The sequence below is a fragment of the Alteromonas sp. Mac1 genome, from assembly GCF_001562125.1.
GTDB lineage: Bacteria > Pseudomonadota > Gammaproteobacteria > Enterobacterales > Alteromonadaceae > Alteromonas > Alteromonas stellipolaris.
In genome coordinates this window covers 3,435,456-3,448,766 of sequence record NZ_CP013932.1, presented here as the reverse complement: position 1 = coordinate 3,448,766, position 13,311 = coordinate 3,435,456, and the positions used below count along the sequence as shown (strand labels likewise).

12 protein-coding genes are annotated in these 13,311 nt (G+C 43.4%); 5 read left to right on the top strand and 7 right to left on the bottom strand.

Features of this window, described 5'->3' with window-relative positions; genetic code table 11:
• Window positions 1–153 precede the first annotated feature (153 nt).
• The 3 genes from AV939_RS14790 to AV939_RS14780 all read left to right on the top strand — a co-directional run bounded on the left by AV939_RS14790 (window position 154) and on the right by AV939_RS14780 (window position 2,554).
• The gene (locus AV939_RS14790) at window positions 154–651 is read left to right on the top strand and encodes a M48 metallopeptidase family protein (RefSeq protein WP_057790117.1); all 498 of its coding nucleotides are present in this window, start codon (window positions 154–156) and stop codon (window positions 649–651) included.
• Window positions 652–848: 197 nt separating this feature from the next.
• The gene (locus tag AV939_RS14785) at window positions 849–1,943 is read left to right on the top strand and encodes a YHYH protein (RefSeq protein WP_057790120.1); all 1,095 of its coding nucleotides are present in this window, start codon (window positions 849–851) and stop codon (window positions 1,941–1,943) included.
• A gap of 59 nt (window positions 1,944–2,002) precedes the next feature.
• Entirely contained in the window at window positions 2,003–2,554 is a 552-nt protein-coding gene (locus tag AV939_RS14780; protein ID WP_057790122.1) for a hypothetical protein, read from the top strand.
• A 144-nt stretch (window positions 2,555–2,698) separates the two neighbouring features.
• Here the strand turns inward: AV939_RS14780 and AV939_RS14775 are convergent, their stop codons facing one another.
• Window positions 2,699–3,301 (bottom strand): LysE family translocator, encoded by a 603-nt coding sequence (locus AV939_RS14775; RefSeq protein ID WP_057790124.1) that lies wholly within the window; start codon window positions 3,299–3,301, stop codon window positions 2,699–2,701.
• 258 nt (window positions 3,302–3,559) lie between these two features.
• Here AV939_RS14775 and AV939_RS14770 point away from each other — a divergent pair, with 258 nt between their 5' ends.
• The gene (locus AV939_RS14770; protein ID WP_057790126.1) at window positions 3,560–4,984 is read left to right on the top strand and encodes an aminotransferase-like domain-containing protein; all 1,425 of its coding nucleotides are present in this window, start codon (window positions 3,560–3,562) and stop codon (window positions 4,982–4,984) included.
• A 71-nt stretch (window positions 4,985–5,055) separates the two neighbouring features.
• Here AV939_RS14770 and AV939_RS14765 read toward each other — a convergent pair whose 3' ends face one another.
• From AV939_RS14765 to AV939_RS14740, 5 genes are all read right to left on the bottom strand, one after another.
• Window positions 5,056–5,451 carry a hypothetical protein gene (locus tag AV939_RS14765; protein ID WP_057790127.1) on the bottom strand — a complete coding sequence of 132 codons (396 nt, stop codon included), beginning with the start codon at window positions 5,449–5,451 and terminating at the stop codon, window positions 5,056–5,058.
• A 197-nt stretch (window positions 5,452–5,648) separates the two neighbouring features.
• Window positions 5,649–6,191 carry a hypothetical protein gene (locus tag AV939_RS14760; protein WP_057790129.1) on the bottom strand — a complete coding sequence of 181 codons (543 nt, stop codon included), beginning with the start codon at window positions 6,189–6,191 and terminating at the stop codon, window positions 5,649–5,651.
• 19 nt (window positions 6,192–6,210) lie between these two features.
• On the bottom strand, window positions 6,211–9,630 hold the full coding sequence (locus AV939_RS14755) for an nSTAND1 domain-containing NTPase (protein ID WP_057790131.1): 3,420 nt from the start codon (window positions 9,628–9,630) through the stop codon (window positions 6,211–6,213).
• Window positions 9,631–9,823: 193 nt separating this feature from the next.
• The gene (locus AV939_RS14745) at window positions 9,824–10,267 is read right to left on the bottom strand and encodes a ricin-type beta-trefoil lectin domain protein (RefSeq protein ID WP_057790135.1); all 444 of its coding nucleotides are present in this window, start codon (window positions 10,265–10,267) and stop codon (window positions 9,824–9,826) included.
• Between the two features lie 48 nt (window positions 10,268–10,315).
• Window positions 10,316–10,930, bottom strand: coding sequence for a hypothetical protein (locus AV939_RS14740; RefSeq protein ID WP_057790137.1), 615 nt, complete (start codon window positions 10,928–10,930; stop codon window positions 10,316–10,318).
• 375 nt (window positions 10,931–11,305) lie between these two features.
• Between AV939_RS14740 and AV939_RS14735 the strand changes: the two genes are divergently transcribed.
• On the top strand, window positions 11,306–11,614 hold the full coding sequence (locus tag AV939_RS14735) for a hypothetical protein (RefSeq protein ID WP_057790139.1): 309 nt from the start codon (window positions 11,306–11,308) through the stop codon (window positions 11,612–11,614).
• A 72-nt stretch (window positions 11,615–11,686) separates the two neighbouring features.
• Here the strand turns inward: AV939_RS14735 and norR are convergent, their stop codons facing one another.
• Window positions 11,687–13,243 carry a nitric oxide reductase transcriptional regulator NorR gene (norR, locus tag AV939_RS14730; protein WP_057790141.1) on the bottom strand — a complete coding sequence of 519 codons (1,557 nt, stop codon included), beginning with the start codon at window positions 13,241–13,243 and terminating at the stop codon, window positions 11,687–11,689.
• Window positions 13,244–13,311: the final 68 nt, after the last annotated feature.

Sequence of the window (13,311 nt, the reverse complement as noted above, 5' to 3'; positions counted from 1 at the left end):
CTAGTCGGCCAACAAAACGCAGGCCTTCGAATTAAATAAATACTGCCACATCAGGATAGACCTGACTATATAGTAACTTTAAATTAATGTGGGGATTCGATAGAGGCTTGATTGGGATTCCTTTATAATTGTGCGTACTAAGGAGAAAGTGAAGTGAGTGACTACGCACGATATTTTAATGGCTACCCTGCAAGTGTTGTTGCGCAAGCACTTCAACTAATAGCTGACAACAAGTTAAGCAATTACCTCGTTAAAAAATACCCCAATGCGCATACTATAACGACCGATAAGTTACTTTATAATTATGCTACCGACCTTAAAAAGCGTTATGTAAAAAATGCGCCCCCATTTGGCCGAGCGGCCTTTAAAAAGCAAGGTGATATGGTTACTAATGCCTTAGGTACGCATACCTATCGTATGCAGGGTAAAACACGTAAACATGACTTAGCCATTAACAGCGACTTATTGCACGCCCCCGAACCATTATTAAAGGCGCTAGTGGTACATGAACTTGCTCATTTCAAAGAAAAAGATCACAACAAGGGCTTCTATCAACTTTGTTGTTATATGGAGCCGGATTACCACCAGTTAGAACTAGATTTACGTTTGTTTTGTGTTGTGGTTGCTATGGGCGAAAATCCTTACCGATAAGTTCTCACGACAGAATGTCAGTATGTCAGAAGTATTTACCCGCCAGTGCCGCCATCATATCTTAGTCACGTATTGATCAGTCATGTGCGTTACAGCACTTACGAAATGTGCAATTACTGTGAAGTTTTCCTTTCAAACTCCCAAAACTAAAAAATTAGGCATACCATCTCATTCTGGGAATTAAAAGGTTTGCCAATATGCATAGTGTTAAAGTGTTTCTAATTGCGTTCATATTCTCTGTAACCTTAGTTGGTTGTGGTGGGTCAAGTGATGATACAAGTGTTGTGGATGAGGTCATTGTCGATGATGATACGCAAGATGATTCTGTAGACGACACAGTGGATGACGAGATAACTACTTACTACAACGTAGATTTATTTACCGTATTACCACTTACCGAGAACGAAGTGAGCTGTACCCTTGAAAACGGCAGCGAAACCACCTGTTATGAGCTAACCTTTGCAGCCAATACCGTGGGTGATACCGAAGGTGAGGGGACCGTTGGGCCTTATTGCCCCGATTCCATATCTACGCCTAGAATTGAAGCTGGTTTAGGAGTTTACGACGGTGAAACCAACCCTGGCTTTCAATCGCTAGTTGATGCGGCACAAGGAATGGACGCAGACGGCTACGATATTGTTGATGAGGATGGGAATATTCGCTCTGGTGGCGGTGGCGACTTCAGTTACTGTTTATCTATGGCTTTCGACTCAAGTTTAACAGTAACGTATTTAATTCCCGTCACCCCAGAATTTCGCTCTGAAGCCTATTATATTCCTACCGTTGGCAGTATCGGTTTAGGTATTAATGGTATTCCAATTAAAGGCGATCCGCCCAGTGTGACAACTGCTGAAGCGGGTATTGGTGGCACAGGTAGCGGAAACATCCCCGCGTTAGATCATTGCGGTGGTCATGCTGATCCTGCCGGGTATTATCATTGGCACTTTATTCCTCAATCTATCAATACGGTGTTCGATGCACCAGAATACAACTTCACTAATCTGTACGGCATTAGTTGTACCAATACTTATATTGAATACGAAGATCACGCTGCGTTTGCGGGCTTAGCGAAAGACGGTTTTCCTATCTACGCTGCTTACGATCTGATTGACGGGACCAACACCCTTCCTGCTGATGTAGCCACTATTGATGAGTGTAATGGCCATACCCATGCCACCGAAGAGTTCCCAGATGGCGCATACCATTACCATGCATTAGAAACGGGGGCGCCAACTGTACCGGTCTGTTTGATGGGAAGCTACGTCGATAGAAACGACTTCTCTGTTCAATAACCTCAAATTGATGCCTTATGCCCTTAGATATATCGGCATAAGGCTTACAGGTGCTGCAAATGCGTAAAAAAGTTAAATTTATCTTATTGATTTGTGCATTGATGTTTTCAGGCGTAAGTAATGCGCACGATAGCAATATTGCCACTTTTCAAATTCGTCATTTAGATGATGGCCGCTGGATATATGAAGTAATGACGCCACTGTACGGTATCGACCAGTCGCTTATTGCCAGCAGTAGCGACAAGGCCAAGTTAAAGACAATATCAAAAGACAGCACGGCGTATAAGCAACGATTAGTGGCCCACATTAAACAAGCCTTTGATGTGAAGGCGTTTAGCCGAGGTGAAAAAACGCAAGAAGTCATCAAAAGCCAATTACATTTGGGCGAAGGCAAAATAAAACTCGATGATCATTTGTCGGTGTTTATCTTTGAAATTCTCGGTATGCCAGAAAATGTTACGCAGTTGAATTTTAGTATCAGCAATATGGCTAACAACGACTCACAGAACAATATTTTACGATTGATAGATGGCGCGAAGAACAAAAGGTACTTGTTGAATCATAAAAACAATTTTAGTGGGGTAGATAAAGGCTTCTTTTTCGCGCCTTAATGCTTTTTTAAAACGGGTTTAGCCGCAGCAAGTTATCCTTAGCTTACTTGCAAGCCAAAGCGGCTAAACCATTTTTATCAGGGCGTTGGTATGGGGGAGTCCATCGTCTAGTCGTTAACATACTCTCATGTTCTTTACTGCTTTTCACACAATCAAAAACAAGGTAGCAGCGGTGGCTGCGGCCATGGTGAAGTTGAAACGCTTTCTGCGCATGGGCGAGCTAAGCCAAATTTTAATTTTTGCGCCCACGGCAGCCCATATTGAAATACACGGAAAACCGATTAAGGCAAACGCTAACACAATAGCTAATCCAGATTCTGCATAGTGTTCGCCAGGTAACGTAAATGTGCCCACGCTAGCCAATGCCATCATCCACGCTTTAGGGTTAATTAATTGAAATAATGCGCCTTCCCACCATTTTAGTGGCCCTTGTCGGGTGGTTTTCTTAATTTCAATTTCATCAGTAGGGGCGGTAGCAATTTTTATAGCCAGCCACAATAAATAAGTAATGCCCAGTACTTTTAGTACGGTATACAAGGCGGGAAATAAGGTGAAAAGTGCCCCTACACCCAACAGCGTACTAATCATTAGGCCTGCTACGCCAATAACAATTCCGATCATATGCGGAATCGACTTTTTGTAACCGTACTGCGCCCCTGATGCCAATAGCATTAGGTTATTGGGCCCCGGCGTTACTGTGCTAACAAAAGCAAACGTGGCCAGTGCAAAAAGTAACGAAGTTTCCATGGTAATCCTTTCTCTATTCTTTATTCAAACTAATAAGTGACAGTTGAGTAGCAGATTAATCAGCGTTACTCATAACGCCAAAGAATAGTACGGTGAAATGTGTGTATGCATTAGAGCCAAAAGTGCTAAAAGTTTGCCATACAGATACGCGTTTTAGGCGACTGTATGCTCTATAACCATTACAACTGTATGGTAAATTATGGTGATAATTTAAGGTATAGTTATCTGTATGGGGATAGTCTGTATTGAGAAATATAAATGACACTGTATGAGTCGCTTGCGAGTGAACTAAAAGCGCAAATAGATCGCGGCCTATTTGGGGAAGGGGATAAGCTTCCCTCGGTAAGGCAATTGTCTGCAGAGCATCACGTTAGCATCGCTACCGTGCAAGAAGCCTATCGGGTTTTAGAGTCTCAAATGTACGTTGAAGCGAAGCCTAAATCAGGCTATTTCGTATCGTCAAATTCCACATTGAATAACACGCCTAAAATGACCAAGCCGCCGCAACGGCCTATGGATGTGTCTCAGTGGGAAGATGTACTCAACATGTTGTTGAATACGTTCAACAAAGACAGTGATATTGAAACGCGATGCCAGTTCCAGCACGCCATGCCTAATATGACCGCTAAAACCCTTAAGCCACTAACAAAGCGCCTGCATGAGCTAACGAAAAACCGGCCACTTGATGGCATGGTGTATGGTGATGTGAAGGGCGATCGCAATCTCAGGAAGCAGCTTAGCCGACTTACCGCAGCCTCGGGTTGCAGACTACAGTCTGACGAGTTCATTGTTACCTCTGGTTGCCAAGAAGCATTGTCGGTATGCCTTCGTGCGGTAGCCGATGCGGGTGATGTGATTGTGGTTGAATCACCAGGCTTTTACGGTGCCATGCAAGCGATAAAAGGTGCGAATTTAAAAGCACTAGAAATACCTACCGACTCCGAAACTGGCTTGAGTTTAGATGCCCTAAAGCTGGCACTAGATCAGTGGCCTGTGAAAGCTATTCTAGTAGCCCCTACCGTCAATAATCCTCAAGGCTTTGTTATGCCTGATGATAAGAAAAAAGCGCTTTACGATATGGCACGAGAATACGATGTCGCTATTATTGAAGACGATATTTATGGCGACATTGCCTATTCATATCCGCGGCCCAGAACGGTTAAATCGTTTGACGAGGATGGTCGAGTATTGCTGTGTTCGTCGTTTTCAAAAACGCTGGCGCCGGGGTTTAGAGTAGGGTGGATAGCTCCCGGAAGCTTCAGGAACAAAGTACTTCATGCAAAGTATGTTAGCAGTTCCATGTGCCCCACATTGCCTCAGTTAGCTATAGCAAGCTACATTGAGCAAGGCGGTTACGATAAACACATACGTGCAATGCGCCACTATTATTTAAGTGCAAGAGATGCACTTAGGGCAGATATAAAGCGTTATTTCCCCACAGATACCTGTGTGAGTTACCCACAAGGTGGCTACGTACTTTGGGTTGAATTAAATACGAAATATGACGCGGTTAAACTGGCAGATAAAGCCAAAGAATATGGTATTTATATTGCGCCAGGGCAGCTTTTTTCGGCTACAGGGAAGTACCGAAATTGCTTACGCTTCAACTTTATTGACGGCTCACAGGAAGTTCGCACTGAGAGTATAAAATTGCTTGGTGCACTGATTGAGACATTAGCCTAAATAAGAAAGGCAAGAAAGCATTATGTGTTTGGTAACAAACGTACCAAACACACAATGTTGGGGGCGTAAAGTTAGTCTTTACTATCACATTCGCTTACGTCACCACCCATTTTCTTCTTCATTGCAATACATGCTTCACGCACTTTCTCAGCGCCAGCATCCATCATCTCTGCACCCTTCTCTTTACCATCTTCATACGCGTCAGACGCCATATCTTTGCCATCTTCATACGCATCAGAGGCCATGTCTTTGCCGTCTTCATAAGCACTTGATGCTGAATCTTTAGTCTCGTCCCAAGCATCAACTGTTTTTTCTTTTGCTTCTTTGTAGCCTTCAGCTGTCGCGTCGCCAGCTTTCTCCATTTCCATCATGGCTTCTTTTTTGGCTTCTTCTGCTGACTCTTCGTTTGACTCAGAACAGCCTACAATAGTAAGTAATAATGCTAACGCAATTGCTTTGTTTTTCATGGTGAAACTCCTTTTGCCGAATTTAGTGCAAGTATTAAGGTTAGTAAAAATGTTGCATTCATCTATTAGCGCAAAACCAGATTATGCAGCTAGCTTATATAACTAATATTTGATATTGCCAGTCTAGCTTAAATAACCCTTAAAGTGTAAAGAGTATTATTCTCACCCACTAGTTTTTGTTCTAACAAATCTCATCGTTACACAGGTTGAATCTCAATTTGTGGGTCGCAGTTAATTTTATCAACAGTGAGTTTCTTGGTGAGTTGCGATTGGTAAGTATGTTGTACCCATACATCCAGCGCCAGCGCGCAGGAGTTTAGGCTTTTCCAACCTTTCGCCGTTTTATATTGCATTTTATCGGTTAAGAAGAATGAAACGCTGTGGTTTTCCCAACTTTGCATTTCGAATCTCTGGCCTCGGCCAATGTAGTCTTCTTTTTCACCAGCTCGGCGAGCATGGATCCAAGCGAATTTATAGCCGGATTTCTCGAGCTTATTACCCGATGCTGTTTGATTTAATATGATAGTGATTTTCACATACCCCTCGTCAAACTTGCTTTGCGGTATTATTAACTTTCCGTTTGTATAGTCTTCTCCTTCGTATTTGAAAAAGTAGGCTTCCCCCTCTTCAGTGCCTTCGCCCTCTTTTAATGTCTGAGCTAAAAGGTTTTCGGTAAATACTGATAAATATAAGGTGTAGCTGTGCGCCTTTTTTTGACTAAGATCATCTTGATGGTTCATCTGAAACTCCTTTCAGGGGTTAAATGTCGTCTTGAGCGCGATTAACGGCGTCTGTTAACTGAGGATGTAAATACCCTTGTTTTTGCAGACCTAGCAGCACATCTTTAGCCGCACTTCGCTTAGATGACACAAGTAAAAAATAGAATTCAGTTAATGAATCATTCATATCTTTCGATGGTTTGTTAGTGTGCGCTGATGTGAAATGTGCGAGGGCTAAGCTTTCACTTTCTCCTTTGCCTACATCTTTCCCGGTATCCTTACCAATAGTGCAGGAGTGATAACTGCATTTTAAATGCAGTTCCCAAAGTAGGCGCGGGGTAGACTCACTATTGAAGTCTAGGGATGGCTTAGCAATATCTAATATCACCCGTGAATGTTCGCGGTCTTCGAACCCCAATTTCACACTGTAAATTTTTTGTTTTATAGGCAGATTTTTAGTTTTTTTATATGCACCACGAGTGAGGTTAAGCAGTTCTGGGTCAGGTTTCTTTTCTTGTGTGTCGAAGAGCAAATGATAATCCCAATAGAAGAACATTAATGTAGCAACTTTGGTCATCCAGGCTTCATTTTCAGGTTCTTGTTTAGCCAGTTTTTGTGCCAGTACTACACCGTCGTTTATTGTTTTTTCTGCACCAGGCTTGTTGCCAACCGCCATTTGGGCTTGTATCAGCAAATTAGCAGATGACAAGGTTTGATAGGCAATGTTGTAGTCTTCAGGGTTTTCTAGTAGCAACTTACCAGCAAGGGTATAGGCTTCTTGTGCCAGTTGCTCGGCGTCTTTAAATTCAAAAGTTTGAAAGGCGACAGCCACTAGCCCCAATAAAGAACCTCGCAGCGAAGTTTGAACTTCACTATGATTAGGTTGCGAAATTAGCATTTTGCGTTTTAAAGCGATGGAATCACGGAAGCTTTGGCTGGCTTTTTGGTATTGGGAAATACGAAGCGCTAAACTACCAATATTGTGTTGAGCAGAACTCACTTCCAGCATCCACTTGGGATTTAGCTCATCAAGCGCTAACAGTTGTTGTGAGTAGTTAAGGTACTTCGTCCACTCTTCAATGGTAGTGGTATAGTTTTGTTTAAAGTAGGCGATGACGCCAATCCAATAATGAATATTCCCTTTTAAGAACAGCACCTGCTCGCTAGTTTGTGCTGTACCTTGTGAAGTCGCATTTGCTGAAACTATGCCATCTAGTGCCGTTTCTTGCGACAAGCCAAAGGACGGTTTTAGTGGCAGAGTGTCCTGCTTATTCAAAATATTTAACGCTTGAGATAACTGTTCGCCGGCATGATCGAACTCTCCTCGGTTAATGTTTATTTCGGCTAAAAGCTTCAACGAGTTGGCTTGCCTTAGCCCATCACCGGTTTCAATACCTGCATAATAATCTAATGTTTTTTGCCCAACGCCTTCGAGTACGTCCAGCTTTCCTATGGGCTCTAACTGACTGCGTAAGTCGCCCAGCATGTAATCGACTAAGCTTTCAGCTTTGTTTCGCAGTACCTGTGCTTGTTGACTTTGTTCAACGGCTAGCTGAGTTTGATTATTGCTATAAATAGCCAGGCCCGTTGTGGCCACAGCCAATATCGCTAGCGCGGCGATGGCCGTGGTTTTATAGCGCTGCGTTTTTTTATGCTGGCCTTCAGACAGGCGAATGAATAGTGTTTCCTGCGGTGTTAAGTGCAAGTGGGGTTGTTTGGCCATCCAGCGAGCGTCGTCTAACTTTCTGCCAGAGGGCAGCAACATGTCTTGAGGTTTGCCCGCATTTAACCAGCGACTGCAATCTGTAATTAGCTCCGTTCTTTTTAGCAACGCCGCACGGTTTTTTTGTGCCCAGTCGGTAATGCGATCCCAGTGTTTTAATAAGGCTTCATGGGCAACACAAACGCGCTTATTGCTTTTCACATCAGGGGCCGGATTATTAGAAGCATGTTCATTGGCTGCAATGTCAGACTCGGTAACAAATAATCGAGCATCAACAAACTGCTGAATAAAGGCTAAGTCGTTCTCATCACTGAATTGCTCAAACGGTACTTTTCTAGCAATTAAGCCGGTTTGATTAACATCGTTAACGCTTACCAACTCGTGCATTACGCTCTTCCAACTCGCTTTAGCTGTGTCGCTCATACCTTGGTAAGTACTTTCGGCTTGTTGCGCTATTGCGCCTTCTAAACCGCCAATGTCGGCAAAGGCAGAAAACAGCAGCGTGTTTTCTTTGTCGCGACGCTGGTAAAGCAAGTCTAGGGTGAACTCCATTAAGGGCAGTGCATCGGGGTGCCCAATCGCCGCTTCTAGCAATACCTCATCAAGCTTTTCTCCCGTTTGTAGGTTTTCTTCAAAGCTAAGCCCTGCGGAAAGTGCCGGCAGGCGTATCATACGGGCAATATCTGTAGCATTTGGAGGTTGAAGATCGTATTGCTGGCCTTCGTCTTTAAGCCCTGCGAACCCCTCTAATTCCATGCTGTTGGCGTAGAAGTCGTTTCGTAACGACACAATTAGAATAAGGCGCTGGGTTTTTACTAGCACGGTTAAAAAGCTAATTAAGCTAGCCGCGTCATCTTTCGACAAGTTTGCGTCTTGCAACACTTGCTCAAATTGGTCGATAACAATTAGATTGTTAGGGCGTGCTACTGGCTGAGTTGATGGCGCATTGTCGTTTAATTCAGTATTGCTATCATTTTCTTTAAGCAGTGCTTTTAAGTGGGACGGGTGTTGGCTTAGGTCATAGGCATGGGCGTCTAAATTCCAAGTATCAACCAGCATGCCCATATCGTTAAGGGCACCTAATAACTGCCTGAATATACTACTGGCTTTGCCGCGGGTAGGGGTGATAACGGTGTAGTGCTGCACTTTTATACCCGCCAAACCTTCACTTCGGGTAATAAAGGGAATAACGCCAGCACGCAGCAATGATGATTTACCGCTGCCGCTTTTCCCCATTAATAATAAGAAGCTGAAGTTATCATCCATTGCTTGGTTGAGGTGATGAACCACTTCAGCAATAGCTTTGTTTCTACCAAAGAAAATAGCCGCGTGCTGGGGTTGAAAAGTTTGTAATCCCAGATACGGTGAGCCTTGGTTCCACTGAGTGAGTTTTTGAAGGTTGCCCCACCGCTGACGTTCGTCTAATCGCACCACCTTCGCAATAATACGGTAGCCTCGGCGCTGAACGGTTTCTATGTATGAAGGTTGCCTTGAATTATCGCCAAGCTTCTTGCGTAACATAGCAATGCATTTTTGTACCGGGGCATCGCCATAAAACGTACCTTGCCAGAATTCTATAAGCAGTTGTTCGGTACTTATCACCTCGCCCGCATGGGCTGACAGGTAGGCAAGCACGTCCATCATCTTAGGTTCTAGGTGAACAGATGTGTTGTTACGAGACAGGGAATTCAGCGATGTATTGACTTCCCAGTCACCAAGTTGAAAGGTTTCGCTCATGTCTACAGATATCCCATATCCAAGACAGACTGAACTCCAACCCCTTGATGGTTCTTTTTTTTGGGTCATCAATTTGCCATGTATAAGTCTAAACCGAGCGGGTGAGTTTGCAAGACTATTCATCGATTCTAAGGTTTTAAGTAGGTTGAGCCCTGCCGCAAAAAACTCTGCGGCAGAAGCCAATACGCCATGATTAATCCAGCTGGGCTACTTCGATGCTATTGTTTGTGGGAGTGTCTAAGTGATTCAGAATAACGAAGTCGTAAGCGGTGTAACCGCGTTTAATGGACGTATTACATCGGGCAAGCGTTAAGGTACTTCTGCCTTGCGGTGAAGTTAGACATTTTCCACTTCGTTGATTTTTAATCTTGCCAGAGCTTGTTATTGTCCAAGTATCGTAACTATCTATGCGGCAGGTTTCATAAGTTAATACATTGGTGCCCTTACGATTATGGCCGTAGGTCGACAAGCACTTAGTTTCATCGCTGTTATAAATAACCATTTGCTGCGGCGCATCTAGATTGTTATTCACCACACCCACTTTGTTCAACTCGTTAAAATTTGCTGCCTGAACGGCCGTGAATAGGAATACTGCAGGAAGTAGGCTAAAGGCTGCTTTTCTAATGACGTTTTTCATTATCGTTTCCTTTTTCTATAAATTTCGATAGTAAATTTAGGGTCTAAGTTAATTTTTTAAGGCCATTAAACTGCGAGCATCAGTGGCGGTAAGGGTGATGCCAAACAACTTAAATGAGGCAAGTCGCTCACGCTTCCCAACGAAATCCAATAAGGTTATTTCGTTTTTGTGATTGGCCCACGCAATATGGGTGAAATCATCGGCTGAGATGGGCAAGGCATAGCTGTGTTTACGTAACGGTGAATAAACGCGAGGGCGAGTTTCCGTTTGGTTGTGCGATATAAACAGCAACCAATTTCCTGCGTTTGACCATTGGGGGGAGTATTTGCTTTTTGATGCTGTACTTGGCATCGACTCAATAAGGCGGAGCGTGGCAAGCTGTGTATCATATAACCACAGGTGCTGGTTATGCGTCGTAAAGGTAAGATAGCGATTGTCATTCGACCAACTAAACTCACTGGCTTGCTGAACACGAGGAAGGTGAACTTCACGTTTAGACGTACTGGTTCCCAGCTCTATAACCAGAGTTTCTGGCTCACTCATATAGGCAACATAGCCATTGCTTTTATTGGCAGCATAGTGATTATCTGTATGTGTAACTGCGCTTACCCAGGTAGGAAATACCAAGATTATTGCGCAACAACCTAGCATTAACGGTTTCATGTTCATTCCTTAAAGTAGGGTGGAAAAGACCAATCCTTCTTGTCGCGACATCAACCTGCGCCTTTAAAGCGATTGGTGTTGGAATGAGTATTGTCGGATACCAAGAAAAAGAACTTACGGAAACTTAACGGTTTGAAAATACTTCATGAAGTCAAACTTACGGGGTGGGAAAGTATAAATTATTCAATTGGTTGAAAGATTTGAGTGAGTTTGGAATATATTGAGTTGAGTTCTGTTTTACGCAGCTAAAAGGTATGTTAAGAATATTCTGCAGTGAGTTTTTTGCTTTGATTAGCTCTGCTTTCTTGGTATTCGTCTAGGTTTTCGTTTAAGTTTAGCGCCTGTGAACGCTAATCCTTAAGATGGACACCATAGATGAAAAAGCTTTCTAAAGTGCAAATTAAACAACAAGCACTTGTCCTTGATGTTGCCAATATGCTTGAAGAGCAAGGGCGCGCTGAAATTCCTGGCATGGTGCAATGCTGGTTTGATATGAAATATGAGCTTTTCCCAAGCTCTTTATTGCTGCGCTTTCAGTTTGAAAATGAGCAAGCCCTAGCAGCTTCAGAGCCGGAATTATTAAAATGGCGAAAGCGGTTAAGTGCCGCTATGGTAAAAAAAGGGGTTATTTTAAAAGATATGCGAAGGCACTTAGTATTTACTGTAGAAGGGCCGGAAGCATAATTTGTAGAGGCAGCGTTCATTATGTATAAAGTGCTCTAACTCTGAAGGGTTGAACGGGTAATTCATGATGCCTTATATCGTCTTTTTTACTTCGATGCCTAAGCGCTTAGCAAGACGTACTAGATTGGCCCGATCTAGCGAAAGTACTCGTGCTGTTGCGGCCCAGTTATAATCATGCTGTTTTAACTGCTCGCTTATAACCGCAAATTGCAATGACTCGACCGCCTGTTTTAAAGGTTGATTGGTAATAGTATGAATAGTGTTTTTAGCGCTAACTAGCATGGTTGCGTTTGGTTGCGGCGTTAAGTCGCAATGTTCACTTGTAATAGTCACTATTGGGTTTTGCCATTGGCTTTGTTTAGCTTTCAGTGCGCTGCGGCTAATCACATGTTCAAGTTCGCGAACATTACCCGGCCAATTGTACTGGTTCAGCAATAGGTTTGCCTCTGCACTCAGTTTTAATTGCTTAATACCTAATTTACGTGCTGTTTGCTCAATAAAGTAACCAGCAAGCAAAGTCACGTCCTGCTCGCGCTTGTTAAGTGCTGGCACGGTAATAGGGTAAACACTTAAGCGATGATATAAGTCAGCCCTGAACCGGCCCTGTGCCACTTCGTTTTTTAAGTCACGGTTGGTGGCGGCTACTACGCGCACGTCTACATATTTTGGGGTATCTTCACCTACTGTTTGAATTTCACCGCTTTGCAATACGCGTAATAATTTACTTTGCATTGCCAGCGGTAATTCACCTATTTCGTCTAAGAATAATGTGCCACCATCAGCTAACTGAAATTTTCCTTGGCGCGCATTTTGTGCGCCAGTAAAAGCCCCTTTTGCGTGTCCAAAAAACTCACTTTCTGCCAGGTTTTCGGGAAGTGAGGCGCAATTTAAATGGATAAGTGGCTGATCTTTGCGGGCAGAATTCATATGTATATTTCGTGCTACTAATTCTTTACCTACGCCAGTCTCACCCAAAACCAATACGCTAAAATTAGATGCAGCAACGAGTTTTATTTCGTTTTTAAGTGTTTGCATTACCCCGCTTTGGCCAATAATTTCGCCGCCATCGCGAGTTAACGTATCGCGTGTTAGTTCTTGCACAAGTGCATGCGAATGCTGAGCGTTTTGCTTGTAATGGGCAAGTTCTAAGGCCGTTTTAAAATGTGCACTGCACAATGTTTGCAAGGTATTGAGTGTATCTGCACTAATGTTGCTAAAGGCATTTGCATCAAGGCTGTCGAACGTAAGTACACCAAGTAACGCGCTTTTATCGTAAAGGGGTAAACCTAAACAAGCATGCACAGGAATATCGCCGGTTTTGGCCAACAGCAGTCCGTCGTACGGATCGGGTAAGGGACAGTCGTGTGCAAACTGTAATGCGTGGTTTGCACTGCAAATAGCTTGTAGGCGAGGGTGCTCAGATATTGTAAAGCGCCGACCTAGGCTGTCGGGCATAAGGCCCTTAATAGCAAGAGGCTTAAGTTGATCTCTTTGTAGGGCAAGCAGTGCACTAGCATCACTTGGTATTACACGCTCAACCGTTGCCAATAACTGGTCGAAACTGTGCTCGTGCAGAGTGCTTTGAGCTAGTTCTAGCGCGACTTGGGTGAGATTGAATTGTTGGCTCATGTCAAAATGACCTTTACGTGTGTTTATGATTCAAATTAGAGTAGGTCATAAAGACATATTATGTAAAG

Bases quoted from the DNA above. Each gene is read 5' to 3' on its own strand.
- AV939_RS14785 (WP_057790120.1), top strand. From the start codon at position 849: ATGCATAGTGTTAAAGTGTTTCTAATTGCGTTCATATTCTCTGTAACC.
- AV939_RS14780 (WP_057790122.1), top strand. From the start codon at position 2,003: ATGCGTAAAAAAGTTAAATTTATCTTATTGATTTGTGCATTGATGTTT.
- AV939_RS14775 (WP_057790124.1), bottom strand. From the start codon at position 3,301: ATGGAAACTTCGTTACTTTTTGCACTGGCCACGTTTGCTTTTGTTAGC.
- AV939_RS14770 (WP_057790126.1), top strand. From the start codon at position 3,560: ATGACACTGTATGAGTCGCTTGCGAGTGAACTAAAAGCGCAAATAGAT.
- AV939_RS14765 (WP_057790127.1), bottom strand. From the start codon at position 5,451: ATGAAAAACAAAGCAATTGCGTTAGCATTATTACTTACTATTGTAGGC.
- AV939_RS14760 (WP_057790129.1), bottom strand. From the start codon at position 6,191: ATGAACCATCAAGATGATCTTAGTCAAAAAAAGGCGCACAGCTACACC.
- AV939_RS14755 (WP_057790131.1), bottom strand. From the start codon at position 9,630: ATGAGCGAAACCTTTCAACTTGGTGACTGGGAAGTCAATACATCGCTG.
- AV939_RS14745 (WP_057790135.1), bottom strand. From the start codon at position 10,267: ATGAAAAACGTCATTAGAAAAGCAGCCTTTAGCCTACTTCCTGCAGTA.
- AV939_RS14740 (WP_057790137.1), bottom strand. From the start codon at position 10,930: ATGAAACCGTTAATGCTAGGTTGTTGCGCAATAATCTTGGTATTTCCT.
- AV939_RS14735 (WP_057790139.1), top strand. From the start codon at position 11,306: ATGAAAAAGCTTTCTAAAGTGCAAATTAAACAACAAGCACTTGTCCTT.
- norR (WP_057790141.1), bottom strand. From the start codon at position 13,243: ATGAGCCAACAATTCAATCTCACCCAAGTCGCGCTAGAACTAGCTCAA.